The following is an 18,842-nucleotide window of genomic DNA, read 5'->3' as shown; positions in this document are numbered from 1 at the left end:
GGACACGATGGTGAGACGCTGCTCCTCACCATCGTGCCCGAATCCTCGAACTTCGACGTTCCGTAGGACGCCCGTGTCCCGGGATGCACGGGCGGACGGGGGCTACGGGACGGCGCCCGTATGCCGAGGCAGAGATCGCGCCCTGACCTGCGGGTTCACCGCGTGTGGTTCCTCAACCGAGACGAGCATGACTGCACCACGCAGCGATCAGCACGGTGGGTTGCGCAACAACCGTCAGCTGTGCGTTCCGATCAAAGGTAGACGGCAACAGGTATGACCCGCACGGACGCCCCCGCAACTCGTGAGTCGAGGGTGAAGTTGAACAGGTCGGCCGCAGCCATGCCGTCGTCCTCGTCATGCCCCTCGTCCCCGTCGCCATCGAGGTCCACTCGATCGGCTGCTGCAGCCGATTCGCTCGTCTCCTCATCATCGGCCTGAGTCAGCGCGCTGATCTTCTCAGTCTGCTCCTGCACGGACTCGTTCATGACCCGTACCAGCTCATCCACAGCCTCGGGACGCATCCTCTCCAGTACCTTGTTCCGCGACAGGATCGGTTCATCCTGCATCAGCGGTCCAGCTACCTTCCCGAGCACAGTGAAATGGCCGTCGAGGATACGATCCTCGTCTTCCACAACGAAGTGCTCGACATCGCACATAGTGATAAACGTGAGCAGGTCGTCGCCTTCCCCGATCTGCCCGTAGAGCTCACGAGTCTTCGCGCTGCGGAAATCGGCTCGCACCGCCTCCGTCGCCGATCGTCCTATCGCACCCCAAGTGTCCATGTCCCCGTCGAGGCGCAGTTTGAACTCCTGCACCTTCTCCACGGTACCGCCCTGGAAGGAGCGCATACCCTCGGTGAACCCGTTCCTTCGGACGATCTGCTCCACCAAGTCCGGCGTGACGATGTCGAGCAATGCGACGACCTGGCTCGGCGTGAATGATGCTGAAAACTCGACAAACTCACCTGGTCGCAAGTTGGCTGCGTCGGCTCTACCTTTTACATCTTGGATCAGGCCGGTCTGGCGGAGCACGGACCGAACGACGTGCAGGTAGTACGGCTGGGTGTAGTGAGCTCTTGACGTCGCCGTGCTGCCTGTCAACTGCTGGCTTCCAAGCCGTCTCTCATAGTCGGCCTCCACGGCTGCGTCACCAGCGAACAAGCCAGGGAATTTCGCAGCCAGGCCCACCTTGGCCTTCCCACCCGCGGTCGTGTCCTGCGAATTCCCGTGCTCGCTGCGGGCCTCGTTGGCGAACTCCGTCAGCAGCGGCTGTCCATACGTCTGCTGGAGGATGCCTTCCACGTAGTCAGGATTCTGGTAAATGGACACTGTGGGCGGCAGCGGCTTGGGGTTAGCCCGCGGTTGTCTGGACTGGCTCATGACGTCCCTCACCTTCGCGCGACTGAACTTACACAGAAGACTGCCTGAGCAGACTATGCGACTACGGTAACTGTCCCGTAGGGGTAGTCGCCGCGCCATTGAGCAGCTCTCAGATCATCCCGCTAATCGATAGGTCCATAGACTCGTGGTACGCCTGTGACCTGCTGGTCACACGTCGAGCCGGAATATCAGGGTCGGGACGCCGGACGGCGTCTGATCGTTCCTGTCGAAGGTGAAGCCCAGCTTGGTGGCCAGGTGAATCGAGGCCGTGTTCTCCGGGTGAATGTTGGCGATGAGCGAACGGATGGTGCGGTTCCGTCTCGTCCAGTCGATCCAGGCTCGACACCCTTCGGTGGCGAGTCCTTGACCTTGGGCCTCGCGGGAGAGGACGTAACCGAGTTCGGTCTCTTCCCAGTTGGGCCAGAAGTGCAGTCCGATGCGACCCAGAAACCGACCGTCCTCGCGGCGAATGACTGCGCTCTGCCCGTAGCCGCGTTCTTGCCACTCGTGGGTGAAATCGGCCACTTGAAGGCCGATCGCTTCTGGAGTAAGTCGATCGCCCCCGACATACTGAGCGACCTGCGGATCGCTGTAGACCGCCGCCAAGGCATCCGTGTCCTCGACCGACAGCGGGGGGAGGAGAAGCCGCTCGGTAGCGAGAAGGTCAAAACTAGACATGCCACTCATTACATCGCAGCGCAGGCTGGTCCGCCTCGCCACAACGAGATGGCCGCTTGCCCGTGCAACAGAACCCACCGTTGGAGGATTGCGTAACGGGACGCTTCGGGGTCGTCACTGAGGCACATTCTTGGCTTCGCTCTCCTGCTGGCCATGTTCGCACCTCGTGCGCGTCCGCGATGAGTTCTGAAGCTCCCGCGGGTGAGAATGGGAATGACCTCAACAACCTTCAGGAGACCTGCGTGGCGACCTACACCGCTGACATGTTCATGACACTCGATGGGTTTGGCACCGGTCCCATCGCCTTCTGGGGTAAGGAAGGACCCGAACTAGTCGAGTACAGGTACCGCACCTACTTCGCAGGTACCAACGAGACGCTCGTGTTTGGCGCGAACACCTACCGGGCCATGGCCCGATTCGCCTCTCAGATGGTCGAGACCCGCGAGTTCAGCGCCCTGACCGCACGGGACAAGGTGGTGATCTCCCGCTCGATGACCGAACCCCTAGGTTGGGACAACTCCACACTGGAAGCCGAAGACGCCCTTGTCGTCGTGCCTCGCCTGAAGGCCGAATCGTCCGTACCGTTGCGTTCACACGGCAGCATCAATATGAACCGTGCCCTTCTTGCCGCCGGACTAGTCGACCGCTTGGAAGTGACTGTCTTCCCCATCATCACCGGCATCTCGGGGGCGGACCCGGTGCTGGCCGACCTGCCCGACATCGACCTGGAACTGGTGGACTCGCGCCTGTTCGACGGCCGCGTGCAGCAGTTCGTCTACAAGCCCACCGTGCTGGAATCGCCGCTCGGCTGACCCACGCCTGGCTGGCATGCGCCATCTCGCTCCAACCGACGTGGTCACTGAGACACCTCGCCGTCATCTTCGCTCTGGTTCTTGGGGAGCCGACTCCGCAGCGTCTCTCGGCTGGACGTGCGTGCCGACAGGATCATGAGCGTCCCCGCCCCGATGAGAGCGAGCAAGAAGATTGGCGCGAGTCTGTCGACCTGTTGGGTCGCGATGGCGTCACCCCTTGATTGCGCGCACACGACGAGTCGGACCTTGTGCTGACGTAGCAGCCCTCGCCGCTGCCCGGTCCTCTACCGGAGGCCCACAAAGGGCTTCTTGGTTAGTGATCCGGCGGGACAGGCTCGGCTACTCGTCGTAACTGTCGTCAGCGGACACGACGGTCGTTGAACACGATGCGCACCGATACGCCTTCCGTGCGTCTTTGCCGCCAACCTTGGCACGTAGAACGACGGCCGATTCTTCAGGAACCAGCAATCGCCGCCACTGCGGTTTGGCCGGCTGCCACCGCACCTTCTGGCCGAGTATCGGATTCCACATGGCCAGCCAGCCAGAGAGCATGTCAGTTCCACAGTTCGGACAGCGCATCGGCCCTGTCTACCAGTTCGCGTGCAGATCGGGATCCGCTTGTGGGTGCGTGAGCCGCCAGTTCAGGGAAGGAGATCCCAGTACTGCTTACGGGCCGGCATGGCGTGGATGACCATCTCGTCGCCGCTTTCAAAGTTCAGGACGACGATCTCGAGTAGGTGGGCTTGGGTGTCGAAGCCGAGCCGTAGTTCGCGGTGCGGCCAATCCTCGTCATCAATCGGTTCGACCCATAGCGGCCAGTCGGCGGCCTGCACTGCGTCCTCTGGGAGCACCCCCTGTCTGAGCGCGCTGTTGTGGACCTTCACGCCGCGGAGCTGGCCAGCGCCCGGCGGATTGCTTCGGATCTCGAGATGTGCTCTCGCTCGGCGATCGCGTCAACCGCGGCGAGCTCTTCCGCTGTGAGGCGTACGGCAACGACCTGCATCGGCTCGGCGCCACGCCCCGGCCGACCGCGTCCGCGGCGTTTCATCGCCTCGACGTCGTAGCCAGCCTCCGCCTCGTCCGCCCATTGCTCGATCTGCTGTTCGCCAACCATAGCCAAAATCGTATTACGAAAGGCGAGCCCAGGGAAGGAGTGAAGTGACGGTACTTGCGGGCCGGGAAAGAAAGGCAGTCGCTGGTGGTGTCGGGCACTGTCCGATGCCCGAGCCGGTCGCATCCGCGCCCGGCAGGGCCCACTCCTGGGAGGCGCGCCATGAGCGCACTACTTGTCGGGTACGCCCGATGCTCCACCGATCAACAAGACCTGACCGCCCAACGCGACGGGCTGCTTAGCCTCGGTGTCGAGGCCGAGCGGATCTACGTCGATCACGGTCTGACCGGCACCAACCGCGAGCGTCCCGGACTCCGCGAGGCACTGGCCGCCTGCCGCGCGGGGGACACGCTGGTGGTGACCAAGCTCGACCGCCTGGCCCGGTCCCTGCCCGACGCTCGCGCGATCGCCGACGAGCTCACCACCCGACAGATCAGCCTCTCGCTTGGCGGGTCGGTCTACGACCCCACCGACGCCGTCGGGCGACTGCTGTTCAACGTCTTGGCCATGGTCGCCGAATTCGAGTCCGACCTGATCCGGCTACGCACGGTTGAGGGCATGAAGGTCGCCAAAGCCAAGGGTCGACTCAAGGGCAAGCAGCCCAAGCTGAGCCGCAAGCAGGAGGCGCACCTTGTGTCGCTGGTGCACAGCGGCGAGTACAGCACCCTCGAGGTAGCCGAACTGTTCGGCATCGGCCGCTCCACCGTCTATCGCGCCATTGAGCGCCAACGCACCGCTGCGAAGGCAGAATTCGCTGACGCCTCCGCACGACGCTGATCGCCACCTCGTCGGCGTCCCGCAACCGCGTCCATCACGGGACGCCGACGATCCGATCTCGACGGACCCGGTCACGCAACGCGCCATTGCCGTAAGAGGTTCCGTATGTGGGATGAAGTGAACCAGCGCGTCGAACGCAAGGGCCCGGGTGGCCCGCGGCTGATATCGGTGGATAATCGCTGGTCGGATGGTGCGCGGCTGCGAGACCAGCACTCGTCCAGGAAGATGGGTGTCGTGCCTAGGTTCGACACGCTTGCTGAGCTCCGCGAGTTCTTGGGTGATAACGCCGCGGGGATGGCGCAAGACACGCTGAGCTCGGCGGCCGACTCTCGGGAGAAGCGGCGTGCCGATGCGGCTGAGGTGAGCCACGCCATCAGCAAGCGATGGAGCGAAGGGCTGGCCGCCCTCGACGCCGCGATCTTTGCCATGGGACAGAACGGGCTCATGATGCTGAAGCGCCTCGACGAGGTCGACGCGGCCGATCCCAACGACGCGCATCAGCCGGTGCGCGTCGTGCTCGCACTGCAGCAGTTCAACGCTCTCATCGTGTTGCAAGAGATTCAGGTCTTGCTTCACGCAGGATTTTGGTCCGGTGGTGCCGCCCGTTGGCGCGCGCTCCACGAGGCCGCGGTCACGGCCATAATCATTGCCGAAGGCGATGCGTCGCTCGCGCAGCGGTATCTGGATCACGGGTTCGTGGTCCAGACGCGACGGCTCGCGGCTTACTTCGGCGAGCACGGCGTTGGGCCGGTCGCGCCTGCAGAACTGTCGTTGCGCTCAAAGAAGGCTGCCGCGCTCGAGCAGACCCACGATGTGTCCGACGCGAGCTCGAAGTTCCGCGAGCCTTACGGCTGGGCCATTCCCCTGATGGCGACGAATGTGAAGGGACGCCGGGCGCGACCAAGCATGAACGCGTTGGAGAAGCTCGCCGACCTGGGGCACCGTCGTCTTCTCGTAGCGAGCGCGCACGGCATCGTGCACGGGGACTCCGGCGGCATCGGCGGCACCCTCCTCTTGGAGGACGGTCAATGGCTCGGTGGGCCGACGGAGCGATTCATTGAGACGGTTGCGCGGCCGACATTCGAAACGCTGATTGACCTCGCGGGGGCCACCCACGGCGGGTTTGAGCCGGAGCTCAACGACTTCTGCGAGTTGGTCTGCCTGGTGGGTAGCGGCCTGGTGGCCCTTTGCGGTGATGCGATCGAGAAGTTCCCACGAGGGTGAACCGTTGGGACCGACCGTTGAGTCGAGATACCTGGGGCTGGGTTGTCGTCAGGCCGTTATCGAGGCGACAGACGAGGTGGCGGCCCCGGGAACGAGCTTCCCATCCGGCCCGGGGATCCCACTGCCGTTTCGTCTTCCCGCATGCCCGAACATGCCTGCCATCCGTCGGAGGCTGCGCCGTGACCCCGCCGTTGCGGCGTCCTGCGAGACCTTCCGCTTGCGGCCTACGGACCTAGCCCATTCCGCCGCCTACGGACTGATCTGTCCTCCGTATCCGACCAGCCTTCCTGTTTGCGAATGGGCGCTTCCCCCAGTCGGAGACGAACCGTGTGATCAGCTCAGACTCGACGTCTTCCGGGTCATCGTCGGCCGTTTCGAGCCAGGCCACGCGGAAGATCGAGCTCTCGGCCAACTGCCAGATGTACCTCCCACCCCAGTGCCCGACAGGGACGCCGGCGCCGTGCTTACGGAACTCATCGAGGCGCGTCGACAACCCTCGCCTGCCGGACGCCCCGGCGCCTGCCTTGCCGATGTAGAGAACGTGCGCTCCGTCTACCCAAGCCGCTTCAAGGAGCTCCCGCGTGACGGAGGGGTCCTTGCCCTTGAACCAACCCGCGGGGCTGATATCAAGGAAGGTGGGGCCCTCCGATTGCTCGCGCAGCACGACGTACACCCCTGGTCCGCGAGGTACGCGTGCGGCAGGCAGGTCGACGAAATGGACGAACCCTTCGAAGCCCACGGCGCTCAGCCCGTCGCGCGACCATTCCATGCCCTGAGTCTGCAACAGGACCGTCACCACGCGCCAAGGATGGCCGGACACGGGCGCGTCCAGCCGCCGCGAGTGACTGTGGAGGTGAGCACTTGGCCCGGCCGCCGGGTTCAGGCCCCCGCCGCAGGCACCGGGGCCATTAGAGGATCCCCGCCTGGGGAGGGTCGTCGAATACAGCCTGTGGCGGGGCGCTTGGGTTTCCGTAGGCTGACGCGGTGGCGGAATTCCTTTTGCTCTGCGCTCCTGCGCTCGTGTACGTCCTCGTGCAGTCGCGCAGGCCGGGCGGGACGTTCACGTCAGCGTGGGACCGGCTGGGCGCCTCGACGGGCTCGATGGCAGCCTACGGGTGGGCGCTGTTGCTGCTACCCCTATTGCTTCTGACAGCGTGGTTGTCGACAGCTCTCATCCCGGCAGAGGTGCTCCAGGCCCCCGGCGTCTCCATCGCGCAGTTGACCTCGGTTGGCGTCGCGATCGGGGTGATCCTGCGCGCCCTGGGTGAGGAAGTCTTCTTCCGCGGCTTGCTGGCCGGGGTGCTGATGCGGCGGCTCGGTTTCCTTTGGGGAAACCTCCTGCAGGCGGTGATCTTCCTTCTCCCGCACCTTCCACTCCTGCTGATCGATGCCCGCTTGCTGCCGATCCTGCCCGTGCAGTTCCTCACGGGATGGCTGCTGGGATGGCTGCGACACAAGACCAGGTCGTTCGTTCCCGGTGCCATCCTGCATGCCGTCGTTAACATCGCCGCCGGATTGATCGCCCTCTGAGAACTTCGCGGCGCCCCCGTCGAGCAACGATGATCGGTCAGGGATCCCTTACAGGGCATTGAGCGCCGATGGCGTGGACGTCGGCGGCGCCCGGTTCTGAATGTCACGACCGAGAGAGGGGCCACCTGAGCTACGGAGGGCTACTGCTCCACGGTCCCGACAGCCCTGCGCCTGCACCAGTGTTCGAGGACGGAGCAGGTCAGGAACGCAGAAGCGGCCAGGACCATGACGAAGATCGACACGGGCCCTAACCACGCCGGCAGCTGCTCAGCGAGCAGCAGCACGCCCCAACCGAAAGTCATCGAGGCGCCGAACAGGTAACGGCTCCATGCGGTCATACCCGCAGCGTAACTGCGGCGACGGCGTTGAGACGTGGCGCCCGATAGCCCATCGACCGCGGTACCTGGCCGATCTTTCAGGTCGTCGGCTCGTCGAGGACGAGGCGCTGGCCACCATCGACCAGCTCACGACAGATGTCCAAGTGCCCTGCGTGGGTAGCCGTTTCGACGATCACGTGCAAGATCACCTCGCGAAGGGAGGAGTGCGGAGGGCTGCCCCCGTCCTCGAACCACCACGCGGGTTCCGCATTCAGACTCATACCGCTGATAGCTGCTGTCGCTCGCTTGCACTCGCTGGCGTACTGCTCGAGCAGGTCTTCATCGGTCTGCTCGTCGAGCGCGGTCCAACCTTCGTATCCCTCCGGAAGGTCGATGTGCTCGCCGGCCATGACAGCTCGAAACCACACACGTTCGACGTCCAGTGCCAGATGCCTGATGAGACCGCGTGGCGTCCAGCCCGATGGAACTTGAGCCTGCCGACGAGCCCCCGCAGGCATAGCCTTCACCTGTTCCGAGACATGCCTTCGCTGAGCGTCGAGCCACTCTAGGAGTTCCTGCTTCGTGGCCGGCTCCGCGTCGCTACTGTCCATGTCAGCATTCAACCGACATTGTCAATGACTTCGACATTTGCTCGAGTGTCGCCGGAGGGAGACCGACGCTCGTCGAGAAGTCCGGGTGTCCCGCAAGACGAACGACTTGCGGCGAAGCCCGAGCGGCTCAGACCGTTGGGCTACGCGTCCCGCAGGGGATCCGCTTAAGGCGACATCGCTGGTTCGTTGCGTCTTCTCTGAGTCACCCGCGCCGCCCCGGCGTCTGCTGGTCTTGGCGCGGCGATCGGCCATGCCGACCGCGTACCGATGGGCTGCGACCGGCACCAACTCGTGACCGACGTTCACTCCTGACCCACGCTCTTGAGCACGCGGCGAGCCACTGAGGCCTGACGCCTCTGAGCAGGGGGTACTGTGGCGATCCAGCATCCATGCTCGTCGGAGGCGCCCCATGAAGGCAATGAACGAAACATTCCGGAGTGCGCTGCTCGGCGCACTGATCGCGACCGTGATCTACATGGTCATTGCGACGGCAACAGATGCATCACGCGGCAACGTCATCGGCTTCGGACTGGGCCTCGGCATTCTCACGTTCGTGGTCAGCACCGTCATCTCGACTGTCATCACCAAGAAGCACAGCGCCTAACACGGTTTGCCAGGCGGGACACCGTTCCTCACCCGAACCGGATTCGGAGCTGTTCGGAGATGTCGAGCTGCATCGCGCTCGCCGTCCCGCAGGCGATCGGTGACCGGACACCATTCGGCTACCGAAGATCGTGGTGCCCCGATAGTCTGCTGGAGTGAGCGTGATCATCCGGCCGCCACTACCTGGGGATGAGACGGCATTAGGCCCGTTGCACAACCACATCTGGCGTATCGCCTACGCCGGGCTCATGCCCTCGGACTACCTGCAGGCCCGTAGCGATGTAGAAGCGACTCAGCGATGGAAGCGGCTCATCAGGATGCTGGATCGCAACAGACGAGACAGCAACGGTCGGACTGTGCTAGTCGCGGAAGACGGCAACCGTCTAGTCGGGTTCATTACAGTCGGCCCTGCCCGCGATCAAGAGATGGATGGCTTCGTGGAGTTGATGTCGCTGTACGTCCACCCGGACGCGCGCGGCACCGGCGTAGCCCAGAAGCTCACCGACCACGGCCTATCGGATGGTCCCTCGTACCTGTGGGTGCTCGACCGCAACCGCAGAGCACAGGCCTTCTATTGCAAGCTCGGCTACGACCTCGATGGAGCAACCAAGCCGCACGAACCAACGCGAACCACGGAAGTCCGGATGATCAGATACTGAGCATCAGTGCCCGGACCGCGAACGTCGAGCGACGCACGACCCGACCCGGGCGGTCCGTGGTCTCATGGCGGTCAGTCAATGGCCCCCTCTGCCACGAGAGCATGTCCGTCCGCGGCACTAGAGTCCCGAACCATGACACTAGACCTCGATGAGCACGGCCGCCCAGAGCCACCACTGGCCGGCAACGAGTGGGAAACCCTCACCGGGTTCCTCGACTACCAACGTGCCACGTTCGAATGGAAAAGCGCCAACCTCACATCTGCTCAGCTCGCGCGGCGCCTGCCTCCCACCAGCATGACCATGGGTGGCCTGATGAAGCACCTTGCCTACGTGGAAGACGACTGGTTTGGGCGATGGCTCCAGGACGAGCCACGCCGAGAACCCTGGGCTTCGGTGGACTGGACAGCAGACCCAGATTGGGATTGGCACTCTGCCAGATTCGACGACCCAGACGCGACCCGCGCACTGTGGCAGGAGGCGGTCATCCGCGCTCGGACTGCGGCCGAGAGTGCTTTCAAGGCAGGCGGCCTTGACTACAAGATGCGCAGGACTTGGCCAGACGGACGAGCGCCCAGTCTCCGCTGGGTGATCACACACATGATCGAGGAGTACGCGCGGCACAACGGTCACGCAGACCTTCTCCGTGAGTCAGTCGACGGCACCACCGGTGAGTAGAGCACGAGGTGGAGAACCCTGACCGGGTGGCGATCCGTGACCGGAACAGGTTTCCCGCTTACGGGACTGCTGCTTGTTCAGCTGCGTGAGCTCAGAATGGCAACGGGCTGTAGTCGGGGGTGACAATCAAGAGTCCTACCACCCGCTGGTGGTCATCGACGGCCACGCGGCCCATCATCTCGCCGGCTTCGCAGTTCAGCGTGGTGACTCCTACAACGGTCCCTAGGATTTGGTCGTCTTCTTCGATTCGCTCTCCTGCGGGCAGAGCCACGTGAGTGTCTACGTATGACTCCTTTACGCCGACCTCTGTAAGGACGCGGGCCCAGGTCTCCGAGATCAGCGATGCTGGCAGCTCGTTCCTGACCTCAGGGTGGATCAACTGCTCGAGCTTGTCGTACTCACCCGCACTGATGAGGTCGAAGACCTGCTCGGTTGTTCGTCGAACCTGGTCGATTGACATACGCACTCCCTCTATTTTCCGGCCATCGACCGGGTTGGTCACTTCGCCGAATCGCTTGAAAGCGGCTTGCCGGCTCATATTCAGGGCCTGACCGATCGCCGCCCAGGTCTGCCCCTGGCTCCGGGCCTCCTGCACGGCTGATCTCAACTGATCCTTGGCGCGGTCCACAGCCTGCTGCGCTTCCCTGATCGCTTCCATATCGACAGTAAACCAATGGTTGACAAATTCTGTCAACCATTGGTTTACGGCAGCGTATTCCGCTTGGGAAGAGCGGAGTCGGCCTGGGCCAGGAGGTGACCTGCGAGAGCGCCAAGGGGATCGGCGACTGGGACGTAGTTGACCTAAACCACTCGCGGGACTTGAGCGATCAATCAGGGCCACGCGGCCAGCAAGGGTCAGAGTTTGGTCAAAGATCCGCAGATTGCTGGAACAGGCCGATCGTGGGCGGCAGCGTGGATGTTGCGGATCAACAGACGGACACACCAACGGGATTCATCCCTGGGGGTCGGCTCCCCACCCGGGCCTGACGGCTCGCACTCACCGATAGCCGCGACAGACACTCACTGACGGGATCCGCATCCGCGCCCCCTCGGGTGCGCCTGGCGTTGAGCGGCTCTGGAACGTCGGTGACCACGCATCGCCGCACCCCCACAGTCTGGGTGTGCCGCGCGGATCCCAGAGCCGCACTCCGGTCCGCGTGGCACACCCTCTTTGGTTGGGAGGGGACCGTGGCCGCCACAGACACGCCCGCCCCTGCCACGGGCGAGGAGCGCTTCCCCGGCTTTGGTGAGGACGCGCCGCTGGACATCCCCGACCTCAACCACCCCGAGAACGCCAAGCTGATCGCGCAGCGGATGCGCGACGGGAGCATGGACGACTTCTCCCAAGCCCTGGGCACCACACACAACTGCGCCCACCCCGTCCGACTGTCCGGGTCCTCGGTCGCCGTCGACACCACGACCGGCGAAGTGCTGACCTCGTTCGACGCCAGTGGCCTGCCGTTCGGGGTGCTCCATCGCCCGTGCGGCAACCGCCGTGCCTCGGTGTGCCCGGCCTGCTCACGCACCTACGCCCGCGACACCTACGCCCTCATCCACGCCGGGGTCGCCGGCGGCAAGACCGTCCCCGAGCAGGTGCGGGACAACCCGCTGCTGTTCGTCACCCTCACCGCCCCCTCGTTCGGGCCGGTCCACGGCCACCGGAGCGGGAGGGCGTGTCGGCCCAGGCGACGTGACGATCGGACCCGGTGTCCCCACGGACGGCCGTCGTGGTGCACCCGCGTCCACGACCAGTACGACGAGGTCAACGGGGCGCCGCTGTGCTTCCAGTGCCACGACACCGCCTCAGCGGTGATGTGGCAGTGGCACGCCCCCGAGCTGTGGCGACGCTTCACCATCGCCCTGCATCGGGCCATCGCCCACCACCTGGCCGTCCCCGACTCCCGCCTGGGTGAGCACGCGTCGATCCAGTACGCCAAGGTCGCCGAACACCAGGCACGCGGCCTGATTCACTTCCACGCCCTGATCCGCCTCGACGGACCCGCCGCCGGCGGCACCGGCGCACCCGCTCCCCCATCATTGGACGGCGACGCTCTCGCCGCCGCCGTCCGACAGGTCGTCCCGACCGTCACGGCCATCGCCGAGCCGGTCGACCACGAGGACACCCCACGGGTGTTGGCCTTCGGGAGCCAGGTCGACGTGCGTACCGTTCGGGCCGGCTCGCGCACCGACGACCCGGCCGGCCCGCTGACCCCCGATCAGGTCGCCGGCTACCTGGCGAAGTACTCCACCAAGGACTCCTCCGGCCTGCACGGCCGTGGTCAAGGACGTCCGCACATCCTTGCCCTGCGGCGGGAGTGCCGGGAGATGGCCACCCGGGCCGCGACCTTCCACGAGCGGGACCACGACTACCAACGGATGGGCAAGTGGGTGCACTGTCTGGGCTTCCGCGGCCACTTCGGCACCAAATCGAGGCGCTACTCCCTCACCCTCGGCGCCCTGCGTCGTGCCCGGTCGCGGTGGCAGGCCCTGGCTGCCGAGTCCCGCCGCACCGGGCGACCCCTCGACACCCGCGACCTCGAAGCACGCCTGCTCGCCGACGACGCAGAAGAGACCACCCAGGTCGTCGGATCCTGGACCTACGTCGGCACCGGCTGGCGCGACCACCTCGAACAAGCCCTGGCCCTGGCGGTCGCAGCCCGCGCCCGCGAGTACGACCTGTGGAAAGCCGAACGCCGCAAGGACCGAGATGGGCTAGACACGAGGTGACGATGATGGAGCCACAGATGCAGGATCAACCAACACCGGCGCTCGAGCGGTTGCTGACCACCACGGAGGTCGCCGAGGCGCTGCAGATCTCGCCGTCGACACTGTGCCGATGGCGACAGGTGGGCCACGGGCCACGGGTGACGTGGCTGACCCCCTTCAGCCCGCGCTACCAGCGGGAGGACGTCGCCGCCTGGGTGAAGCGGGGCGCGGCGTGAGCGTGCAGAAGCTGCCGAACGGTCGGTTCCGGGCGAAGCTGAAGAGCGGTCGGGTCGATGTGGCGAGCAAGGTCTTCGACACCCAGCGGGAGGCCAAGGCGTGGCTCGCCCGTGAGCGTGCGGCGCTGGCGGGCGGGGTCGATCCCCGGGCCGGCCGGCAACGCGTGCGCGTCCTCGTCGTCCAGTGGCTTCGGGTGCGGTCCACGACCGTTGCGGCCAAGACCTACCGGAGCGACCAGGACCTGCTGCGCCTGATGCCGACGAGCATGTTGGCGCTGCACGTGTCCGCCGTGTCGGGGCGGGAGGTCGCGCGCTCCTTCGAGGCGCTCCTCGCAGACGGTCTCGCGGAGAGCTCCGTGCGGCGGTTCCGGGCCAGCCTGTCCTCGTTCTTCGCGTGGTGCGTGCGGGAGAAGATCGTCGTGGCCAACCCGGTCACGGGCGTGCGTGTCCCCAAGCAGTCCGGCGAGGTCGAGGAGATGGACCCGTTCAGCGAGGAGGCGCTGGAGGCGGCCCATGCCGAGTGGGCTGCGTTCTCCTCGCACCTGGCCGACGTGATGCTCGTGCTGGCGTGGACCGGATTGCGCTGGGCCGAGGCCCGGGCGATGCGGGTCGAGGACGTCATGCAGGTGCCCACGCCCGGTCTGCTCGTGCGCCGGTCCCAGCCCGAGGGCCACTCGATCAAGGGCACCAAGGGCCGGCGGTCCCGACGGGTCCCGCTGGCCAACCGGGTGCTACCGATCGTCCAGCACCTGTCAGAGGGCAAGCACCAGCGGGAGCTACTCCTCACCACCGAGCGCGGCGCCCAGATGCACCGCTCGGCAGTGCTCCGCAGCCTCCATTGGCCCACGACCGGGCAGGGCCGTCGGGTGCACGACCTGCGACACACCGCGGCCTGCCTGTGGCTGAGCCGCGGCGTGGACCCGGGCACGGTCCAGGCGTGGATGGGGCACGAGTCGATCGCGACCACGAACCGGTACCTGCACTTCCTGGGCACGGGCGCCGATCGGGCCGGTCTGGAGAGGCTCAACGCACCGTCGGGGGGCATCCGGGGGGCAGATCGGGAGGTGAGGTCGGAATGACAAAGAGAAACCCCGGTCACAGATTCAGCGTTTTCGCTGCTGTGCCGGGGATCTCCGGTGGTGGAGCTGAGGGGATTCGAACCCCTGACCTTCTCATTGCGAACGAGACGCGCTACCAACTGCGCCACAGCCCCAAGAACGTCGGTAACCATAACATCGGCGGTGCCGGGTAGAGCAATTCGGCCGACTAGAGTCGAGCCCACCCGATCCGAGGAGCCGCATGTCCGCCAAACGTCGCTGGAGTGGACTGCGGTTGCGGCGCCCACCGCGACTGCCGAGCCTCCCGGCCGGCCGCGACAACCCGCCCATCGTCATCCGGACGTCACCCGAGTCACCCGACGGCGTCACTGCGGTGCCAACGACGGTACGGGCGCTGTCGGAGTGGGCGTGGCGTTCGCTGGTCATCGCTGTCGCCGTCGTCGCGATCCTCAAGCTCGCCACGATCCTGGCCCAGGTCGTCATCCCGGTCGTCGTCGCGCTGCTGCTCGCAGCCCTGCTCGAGCCGCTCTTTCGCCGCCTGCGCCTGATCTTGCCCAAGGGCGTGGCCGCCCTCATCACCGTGATCGGGACCTTGGCCGCGCTCGTCGCGCTCTTCAGCTACGTCGGCAACCAGTTCGCCGCCCAGCTCGGTGACATCGTCGACCAGGTCGGCGAGGGCCTGTCCCAGTCCCGCCTGTGGGTCGAGGGCACGCTCGGACTCAGCGAAGCACAGCTGACCGGGTGGTTCGCCGAGCAGTGGGCGACGATCTCCCGGGGCGACCGCATCTCCGACATGGCCACCCAGGCGGGTTCGGCGCTCGGACAGGGGCTCACCGGATTCCTGCTGGCGATGTTCACCCTCTTCTTCTTCCTCTACGACGGCCCCGGCATCTGGGCCTGGGTCGTCCGGCTCTTCCCGCGCGGGTCCCGGGCCAAGGTCCTCTCCTCCGGGGCGATCGCGTGGCACCAGCTGCAGGCATTCACGCGAGCCACGGTCCTGGTCGCCGGTGTCGACGCGATCGGCATCGGGCTCGGCGCCCTGGCCCTCGGCGTCCCCTTCGCCTCGGGCATCGCCCTGCTCGTCTTCATCGGCTCGTTCGTGCCGATCGTCGGAGCGCTGGTCTCCGGATTCATCGCCGTCCTGCTCGCCTTCGTCGCCAAGGGCCCGATCACCGCCGTACTCATGCTCGGCGTCGTCATCGCCGTGCAGCAGATCGAGCAGCAGCTGCTCCAGCCCCTGCTCCTGGGACGCGCCGTCCGGGTCCACCCGCTCGCCGTGATCCTCGGCATCACCACCGGCATCATCCTGGGCGGTGTCATCGGCGCGCTGGTCGCCGTGCCGACGGTGGCCGTGCTCAACGCCGTCGGCCACAACCTCCTCGACCCGACGCCCGAGGACGTGGACCGACCGGAGGAGCTGACGACCGATGAGGAGCGGCAGGAGATCCACGAGGACGTCGCCCGCGCGCAGGAGCGCTCGGACCTCGACCCGGGGGACTCGATCTACCCGGTGTGAGTCGCTCAGGCCCAGTCGGCCAGGGCCGGCAGGTCCTCGTCCTCGACCTCGATGACCTGCGGGACGTCACCCGCAGGCACCGGGGCCGCCGCGGTCGGCACCGGAGCGGGTGCAGGACGCTCGGCCTTGGCCTTCATCGTGTACATCGGGCGCGGCACGGGCGTCGGCTGCCAGGTGCCCGGCTCCGGCTCGGCGACCGGTGTCCGGGCGACCGGCTCGATGACCTCGTCCACGCTCGGGGCCGACTCCTCGGCGACGTCGTAGACGCGGGTGCTGCGCGAGACGGGCCGAGCGGCAGCGGGAGCAGCAGCACGGGCGGGCGTCGCAGGGGCAGCGGTCCGGGTCGGCGCCACGGGGCGCTCCACCCGGGGGGTCATGGCCCGACGACGCTCCACGCCGACGCGCCGGCTGGCGGAGCGCTCGGCGACGACGGCCCGGCGCAGCCAGGCGAAGGCGACGACGGCCCCCACGAGCGGCACGGCGACCGTCCACCAGGGCAGGGGGCCGAAGGCCGCGACGAGCGCGACCACGGGAAGCAGCGCGACCAGGCCCAGCAGCACGAGCCCACGCAGTCGACGCGGTACACCGACGACCGGCGCGACCCGGGCGGGCGGGGTCTCGGCGTGCTTGACGGTGACCTCCGGGCGCGCGGCCCGGGTCGGTGCGACGGAGTAGGAGCGTGGCGTCGGCTCCGCGAGCCGGCGCCCCATCCGGTGGTCGTCGAGGACCCGCATGGCCGCGGAGAAGCGATCGACCGACCGGACGGTGGAGAGGTGGTCGCGGCGCTTGATCCAGTACTGGAGCAGATAGACAGCCCAGATCGCGACGACGAGCACGAAGATGAGGCTGCTTGGCTGCACGAGGACAACGCTAGGCAGGAACCCGCGCAGTGTGGCGCAGGCTACTCGGTGTGTCGCGCTTGTGACTGCTGATATCTGTGTGACAGACGTGCTGCCAGTCCCCCGACCCCGACCTCCTCGGCCACGACGGCGAAGGACCGGTGATCACGCCAGCGGCCCCCGATGTGCAGGTAGGCCCGCTTGGTGCCCTCCTCACGCATGCCGAGCTTGGCCACGACAGCCAGGCTGGCGCTGTTCTCGGGGACGATCTCGACCTGGATCCGGTGCAGCGCACGGCCCGTCGGGTCCATGAGATGGTCGCCCAGCATCGCCACCGCGGTCGGGGCGATCCAGCGCCCGGCGACCTCCCGTCCGACCCAGTAGCCGATGCTGCCCGAGCGCAGGGCACCCTCGACGATGCTGCTGGCCGCGACCATCCCGACGAGTTCACCCTCGACGAGGATCGCCAGGCTCAGTCCCGTCCCCGCTCTGGCCTCCCGGGCTAGCCCCCGCACGTAGCCGGGGAAGTCGCGCCCGAGGTCCCGGCGCGGCCGACCGCCGGGCGGGACCGTCGGGTCCCACGGCGCCAGCCAGAGGGCATTGCGCGAGCGCAGGTCGACGAAGTCGCGGCGATCCCCCCTTCGCAAGGGGCGCAGGGTCACCTGCTCCCCCGGGGGAGTGGTCCCGGTGAGGACGACGGATCGGCGGGTCACCCGGTGGACAGTACCGCCCGACCGGTCAGGCGGGTGCCGTCGGCGACGCGCGCCGGCTCGGCCGCCACGACCTCGACGTCACCGACTGCCGCGACGTCCTCGCCGAAGGTCACGTCCCCCTCGACACCGAAGGAGGTGCACTCCCGCAGCGAGGGCGGACCGTGCGGGAAGCGCTCGTCGAAGTCGGCGACGAACGTGTAGTTGCCGTCGAGGGACACCCTCGGCTCGGCGTGCTCGATCCGGGAGACCACCCGTGACTGCTCGTCGAGCTCGAAGACGTCCGAGCGCAGGAGCAGCAACTCGTTGGTCGTCTTCACCGGACGGAACCGGGTGCGCGGCACCCGCAGCGCGACACTCCCCTCGAAGGCCTCGACGGCCGTCCCCATCGCCGACTCGACCTGGATCACCTTCGTGCTGTCCTTGCGGCGCGGATCGACGGTCTTGCGGTTGACGATGATCGGCAGCCCGAGCACGCCGTCGCGCTCGCGCATCAGCTCGTCGAGATCGTCCAACCCCACCCACAGGTTGTTGGTGTTGAACCACCCGTGGCGGCCGGTGTCCTGGAACAGGTCCTGCTCGTCGTCGGACACCATCGCCGACTCACGCAGGATGATCCGTCCGTCGGACCTGCGCACGGCCACGTGCCCACCCTTGCGGTCGTTGAGGGTCCGCTCGGCGACCTCGGCGGCGAAGGGGATGCCCTCCGCGAGCAGCCAGGCCGCGATGTCGGGGTCGCAGGTGGCGCCGAGGTTGTCGGCGTTGGAGATGAAGGCATAGCGGTACCCGGCCTCGCGCATCTGCGTCAGCAGCCCGGAGGCGGCGAGCGAGACGTAGACATCCCCGTGGCCGGGCGGGCACCACTCCAGGCTCGGGTCCTGCGGCCAGGAGACGGGGGCGAGGGTCTCGGCGTCGAGCTTGGGCTCCATGCTCTGCAGGAAGTCCAGGGGCAGGTCCTGCTGCGCCAGCTGCGGGTAGCGCTCGAGGACGGCCAGCGACTCCTCGCGCGTGCGGGGGGTGTTCATCAGCACCAGCGGCGGCCGGGAGCCGTGGCGCTCCTCCAGTCCCATCAGCTGGCGGGCGATGATGTCGAGGAAGGACAGCCCGTCGCGGGCGACGAGCGTCGACTTCGGGCCGGACATCCCCATGCTGGTGCCGAGCCCACCGTTGAGCTTGACCACGGCGACCTTCGCCAGGGCCGCACGACGCTCGTCGTCGTCGACCTCGATGGCGGCGAGCTCCGGCACGTCGACGAGCGGCTCGATCGTGGACTCGGGGATGGTGCCCTGCGCCCCCTCGGCCAGCTGCTGCCAGTAGTCCTCGAAGACGGCGATCGCCCGAGCATCGATCCCGCGTTCGGTCATCCTGCGTACGGCCTCGTCACGTCCCTCTACTCGCATG

General features: G+C 66.7%; 23 protein-coding genes and 1 tRNA gene. 11 read left to right on the top strand and 13 right to left on the bottom strand.

The window, feature by feature from the left end:
• Nucleotides 1–251: 251 nt before the first annotated feature.
• Both V1351_RS02030 and V1351_RS02025 read right to left on the bottom strand, forming a co-directional pair.
• The gene (locus tag V1351_RS02030) at nt 252–1,379 is read right to left on the bottom strand and encodes a DUF6414 family protein (RefSeq protein ID WP_338750235.1); all 1,128 of its coding nucleotides are present in this window, start codon (nt 1,377–1,379) and stop codon (nt 252–254) included.
• 168 nt (nt 1,380–1,547) lie between these two features.
• Complete coding sequence (locus V1351_RS02025) at nt 1,548–2,057, bottom strand: GNAT family N-acetyltransferase (protein WP_338750233.1); 510 nt, start codon at nt 2,055–2,057, stop codon at nt 1,548–1,550.
• Nucleotides 2,058–2,299: 242 nt separating this feature from the next.
• On the opposite strand from V1351_RS02025, the gene V1351_RS02020 reads away from it, so the two are divergent.
• Nucleotides 2,300–2,869: a dihydrofolate reductase family protein gene (locus V1351_RS02020; protein WP_338750231.1), complete on the top strand. Its 570-nt coding sequence runs from the start codon at nt 2,300–2,302 to the stop codon at nt 2,867–2,869.
• Between the two features lie 339 nt (nt 2,870–3,208).
• Here V1351_RS02020 and V1351_RS16275 read toward each other — a convergent pair whose 3' ends face one another.
• From V1351_RS16275 to V1351_RS02010, 3 genes are all read right to left on the bottom strand, one after another.
• The gene (locus V1351_RS16275) at nt 3,209–3,448 is read right to left on the bottom strand and encodes a PF20097 family protein (RefSeq protein ID WP_422388998.1); all 240 of its coding nucleotides are present in this window, start codon (nt 3,446–3,448) and stop codon (nt 3,209–3,211) included.
• Between the two features lie 62 nt (nt 3,449–3,510).
• Complete coding sequence (locus tag V1351_RS02015; protein ID WP_338750229.1) at nt 3,511–3,753, bottom strand: toxin; 243 nt, start codon at nt 3,751–3,753, stop codon at nt 3,511–3,513.
• The gene (locus tag V1351_RS02010; protein ID WP_338750227.1) at nt 3,750–3,983 is read right to left on the bottom strand and encodes a ribbon-helix-helix protein, CopG family; all 234 of its coding nucleotides are present in this window, start codon (nt 3,981–3,983) and stop codon (nt 3,750–3,752) included. The genes V1351_RS02015 and V1351_RS02010 overlap by 4 nt, the downstream gene beginning before the upstream one ends.
• A 159-nt stretch (nt 3,984–4,142) precedes the next feature.
• Between V1351_RS02010 and V1351_RS02005 the strand changes: the two genes are divergently transcribed.
• On the top strand, nt 4,143–4,757 hold the full coding sequence (locus V1351_RS02005; protein WP_338750225.1) for a recombinase family protein: 615 nt from the start codon (nt 4,143–4,145) through the stop codon (nt 4,755–4,757).
• 105 nt (nt 4,758–4,862) lie between these two features.
• On the top strand, nt 4,863–5,981 hold the full coding sequence (locus tag V1351_RS02000) for a DUF5677 domain-containing protein (RefSeq protein ID WP_338750223.1): 1,119 nt from the start codon (nt 4,863–4,865) through the stop codon (nt 5,979–5,981).
• Nucleotides 5,982–6,213: 232 nt separating this feature from the next.
• On the opposite strand, the gene V1351_RS01995 is transcribed toward V1351_RS02000, so the two are convergent.
• A complete protein-coding gene (locus V1351_RS01995) occupies nt 6,214–6,780 on the bottom strand; it encodes a hypothetical protein (protein ID WP_338750221.1) in 567 nt (188 codons plus the stop codon).
• A gap of 185 nt (nt 6,781–6,965) precedes the next feature.
• On the opposite strand from V1351_RS01995, the gene V1351_RS01990 reads away from it, so the two are divergent.
• Nucleotides 6,966–7,511, top strand: a complete 546-nt coding sequence (locus V1351_RS01990) for a CPBP family intramembrane glutamic endopeptidase (protein WP_338750219.1) — start codon at nt 6,966–6,968, stop codon at nt 7,509–7,511.
• Between the two features lie 140 nt (nt 7,512–7,651).
• Here V1351_RS01990 and V1351_RS01985 read toward each other — a convergent pair whose 3' ends face one another.
• Both V1351_RS01985 and V1351_RS01980 read right to left on the bottom strand, forming a co-directional pair.
• Entirely contained in the window at nt 7,652–7,849 is a 198-nt protein-coding gene (locus V1351_RS01985; RefSeq protein WP_338750217.1) for a hypothetical protein, read from the bottom strand.
• Nucleotides 7,850–7,926: 77 nt separating this feature from the next.
• Nucleotides 7,927–8,439, bottom strand: coding sequence for a DinB family protein (locus tag V1351_RS01980; RefSeq protein ID WP_338750215.1), 513 nt, complete (start codon nt 8,437–8,439; stop codon nt 7,927–7,929).
• A gap of 409 nt (nt 8,440–8,848) precedes the next feature.
• Between V1351_RS01980 and V1351_RS01975 the strand changes: the two genes are divergently transcribed.
• The 3 genes from V1351_RS01975 (at nt 8,849) to V1351_RS01965 (ending at nt 10,376) form a co-directional block, all read left to right on the top strand.
• Complete coding sequence (locus V1351_RS01975) at nt 8,849–9,043, top strand: hypothetical protein (RefSeq protein WP_338750213.1); 195 nt, start codon at nt 8,849–8,851, stop codon at nt 9,041–9,043.
• 154 nt (nt 9,044–9,197) lie between these two features.
• Nucleotides 9,198–9,701, top strand: coding sequence for a GNAT family N-acetyltransferase (locus tag V1351_RS01970; protein ID WP_338750211.1), 504 nt, complete (start codon nt 9,198–9,200; stop codon nt 9,699–9,701).
• 132 nt (nt 9,702–9,833) lie between these two features.
• Nucleotides 9,834–10,376 (top strand): DinB family protein, encoded by a 543-nt coding sequence (locus tag V1351_RS01965; RefSeq protein ID WP_338750209.1) that lies wholly within the window; start codon nt 9,834–9,836, stop codon nt 10,374–10,376.
• A 91-nt stretch (nt 10,377–10,467) separates the two neighbouring features.
• Here the strand turns inward: V1351_RS01965 and V1351_RS01960 are convergent, their stop codons facing one another.
• Complete coding sequence (locus tag V1351_RS01960) at nt 10,468–11,034, bottom strand: hypothetical protein (protein ID WP_338750208.1); 567 nt, start codon at nt 11,032–11,034, stop codon at nt 10,468–10,470.
• Between the two features lie 530 nt (nt 11,035–11,564).
• Between V1351_RS01960 and V1351_RS01955 the strand changes: the two genes are divergently transcribed.
• The 3 genes from V1351_RS01955 to V1351_RS01945 are packed head-to-tail and all read left to right on the top strand — an operon-like array spanning nt 11,565 to nt 14,397.
• On the top strand, nt 11,565–13,103 hold the full coding sequence (locus tag V1351_RS01955; protein WP_338750207.1) for a replication initiator: 1,539 nt from the start codon (nt 11,565–11,567) through the stop codon (nt 13,101–13,103).
• A 17-nt stretch (nt 13,104–13,120) separates the two neighbouring features.
• On the top strand, nt 13,121–13,318 hold the full coding sequence (locus V1351_RS01950; RefSeq protein ID WP_338750206.1) for a helix-turn-helix transcriptional regulator: 198 nt from the start codon (nt 13,121–13,123) through the stop codon (nt 13,316–13,318).
• Nucleotides 13,315–14,397, top strand: coding sequence for a tyrosine-type recombinase/integrase (locus tag V1351_RS01945; RefSeq protein ID WP_338750205.1), 1,083 nt, complete (start codon nt 13,315–13,317; stop codon nt 14,395–14,397). The genes V1351_RS01950 and V1351_RS01945 overlap by 4 nt, the downstream gene beginning before the upstream one ends.
• Before the next feature lie 58 nt (nt 14,398–14,455).
• Here the strand turns inward: V1351_RS01945 and V1351_RS01940 are convergent.
• Nucleotides 14,456–14,531: transfer RNA gene (locus V1351_RS01940), tRNA-Ala, on the bottom strand.
• Nucleotides 14,532–14,617: 86 nt separating this feature from the next.
• Between V1351_RS01940 and V1351_RS01935 the strand changes: the two genes are divergently transcribed.
• Nucleotides 14,618–15,892: an AI-2E family transporter gene (locus V1351_RS01935; protein ID WP_338750204.1), complete on the top strand. Its 1,275-nt coding sequence runs from the start codon at nt 14,618–14,620 to the stop codon at nt 15,890–15,892.
• A gap of 5 nt (nt 15,893–15,897) precedes the next feature.
• Here the strand turns inward: V1351_RS01935 and V1351_RS01930 are convergent, their stop codons facing one another.
• From V1351_RS01930 to V1351_RS01920, 3 genes are read right to left on the bottom strand one after another with little or no spacing between them, the layout of a single operon-like run.
• A complete protein-coding gene (locus tag V1351_RS01930; protein ID WP_338750203.1) occupies nt 15,898–16,752 on the bottom strand; it encodes a hypothetical protein in 855 nt (284 codons plus the stop codon).
• 41 nt (nt 16,753–16,793) lie between these two features.
• Nucleotides 16,794–17,444 (bottom strand): GNAT family N-acetyltransferase, encoded by a 651-nt coding sequence (locus tag V1351_RS01925; RefSeq protein ID WP_338750202.1) that lies wholly within the window; start codon nt 17,442–17,444, stop codon nt 16,794–16,796.
• On the bottom strand, nt 17,441–18,841 hold the full coding sequence (locus V1351_RS01920) for a UTP--glucose-1-phosphate uridylyltransferase (RefSeq protein ID WP_338750200.1): 1,401 nt from the start codon (nt 18,839–18,841) through the stop codon (nt 17,441–17,443). Before V1351_RS01920 ends, V1351_RS01925 begins: the two co-directional genes overlap by 4 nt.
• Nucleotide 18,842 lies beyond the last annotated feature (1 nt).

Origin of the sequence: Janibacter sp. A1S7 (assembly GCF_037198315.1) — a bacterium.
Classification (GTDB): domain Bacteria; phylum Actinomycetota; class Actinomycetes; order Actinomycetales; family Dermatophilaceae; genus Janibacter; species Janibacter alittae.
The sequence above is the reverse complement of the archived record's forward strand: the minus strand, read 5'-3'. Positions and strand labels throughout refer to the sequence as shown.

Excerpts from the sequence above, each read along its gene's own strand:
- V1351_RS02030 (WP_338750235.1), bottom strand. The coding sequence starts at position 1,379 with ATGAGCCAGTCCAGACAACCGCGGGCTAACCCCAAGCCGCTGCCGCCC.
- V1351_RS02025 (WP_338750233.1), bottom strand. The coding sequence starts at position 2,057 with ATGTCTAGTTTTGACCTTCTCGCTACCGAGCGGCTTCTCCTCCCCCCG.
- V1351_RS16275 (WP_422388998.1), bottom strand. The coding sequence starts at position 3,448 with ATGCGCTGTCCGAACTGTGGAACTGACATGCTCTCTGGCTGGCTGGCC.
- V1351_RS02010 (WP_338750227.1), bottom strand. The coding sequence starts at position 3,983 with ATGGTTGGCGAACAGCAGATCGAGCAATGGGCGGACGAGGCGGAGGCT.
- V1351_RS02005 (WP_338750225.1), top strand. The coding sequence starts at position 4,143 with ATGAGCGCACTACTTGTCGGGTACGCCCGATGCTCCACCGATCAACAA.
- V1351_RS02000 (WP_338750223.1), top strand. The coding sequence starts at position 4,863 with ATGTGGGATGAAGTGAACCAGCGCGTCGAACGCAAGGGCCCGGGTGGC.
- V1351_RS01985 (WP_338750217.1), bottom strand. The coding sequence starts at position 7,849 with ATGACCGCATGGAGCCGTTACCTGTTCGGCGCCTCGATGACTTTCGGT.
- V1351_RS01980 (WP_338750215.1), bottom strand. The coding sequence starts at position 8,439 with ATGGACAGTAGCGACGCGGAGCCGGCCACGAAGCAGGAACTCCTAGAG.
- V1351_RS01975 (WP_338750213.1), top strand. The coding sequence starts at position 8,849 with ATGAAGGCAATGAACGAAACATTCCGGAGTGCGCTGCTCGGCGCACTG.
- V1351_RS01965 (WP_338750209.1), top strand. The coding sequence starts at position 9,834 with ATGACACTAGACCTCGATGAGCACGGCCGCCCAGAGCCACCACTGGCC.
- V1351_RS01960 (WP_338750208.1), bottom strand. The coding sequence starts at position 11,034 with ATGGAAGCGATCAGGGAAGCGCAGCAGGCTGTGGACCGCGCCAAGGAT.
- V1351_RS01950 (WP_338750206.1), top strand. The coding sequence starts at position 13,121 with ATGCAGGATCAACCAACACCGGCGCTCGAGCGGTTGCTGACCACCACG.
- V1351_RS01935 (WP_338750204.1), top strand. The coding sequence starts at position 14,618 with ATGTCCGCCAAACGTCGCTGGAGTGGACTGCGGTTGCGGCGCCCACCG.
- V1351_RS01920 (WP_338750200.1), bottom strand. The coding sequence starts at position 18,841 with ATGCGAGTAGAGGGACGTGACGAGGCCGTACGCAGGATGACCGAACGC.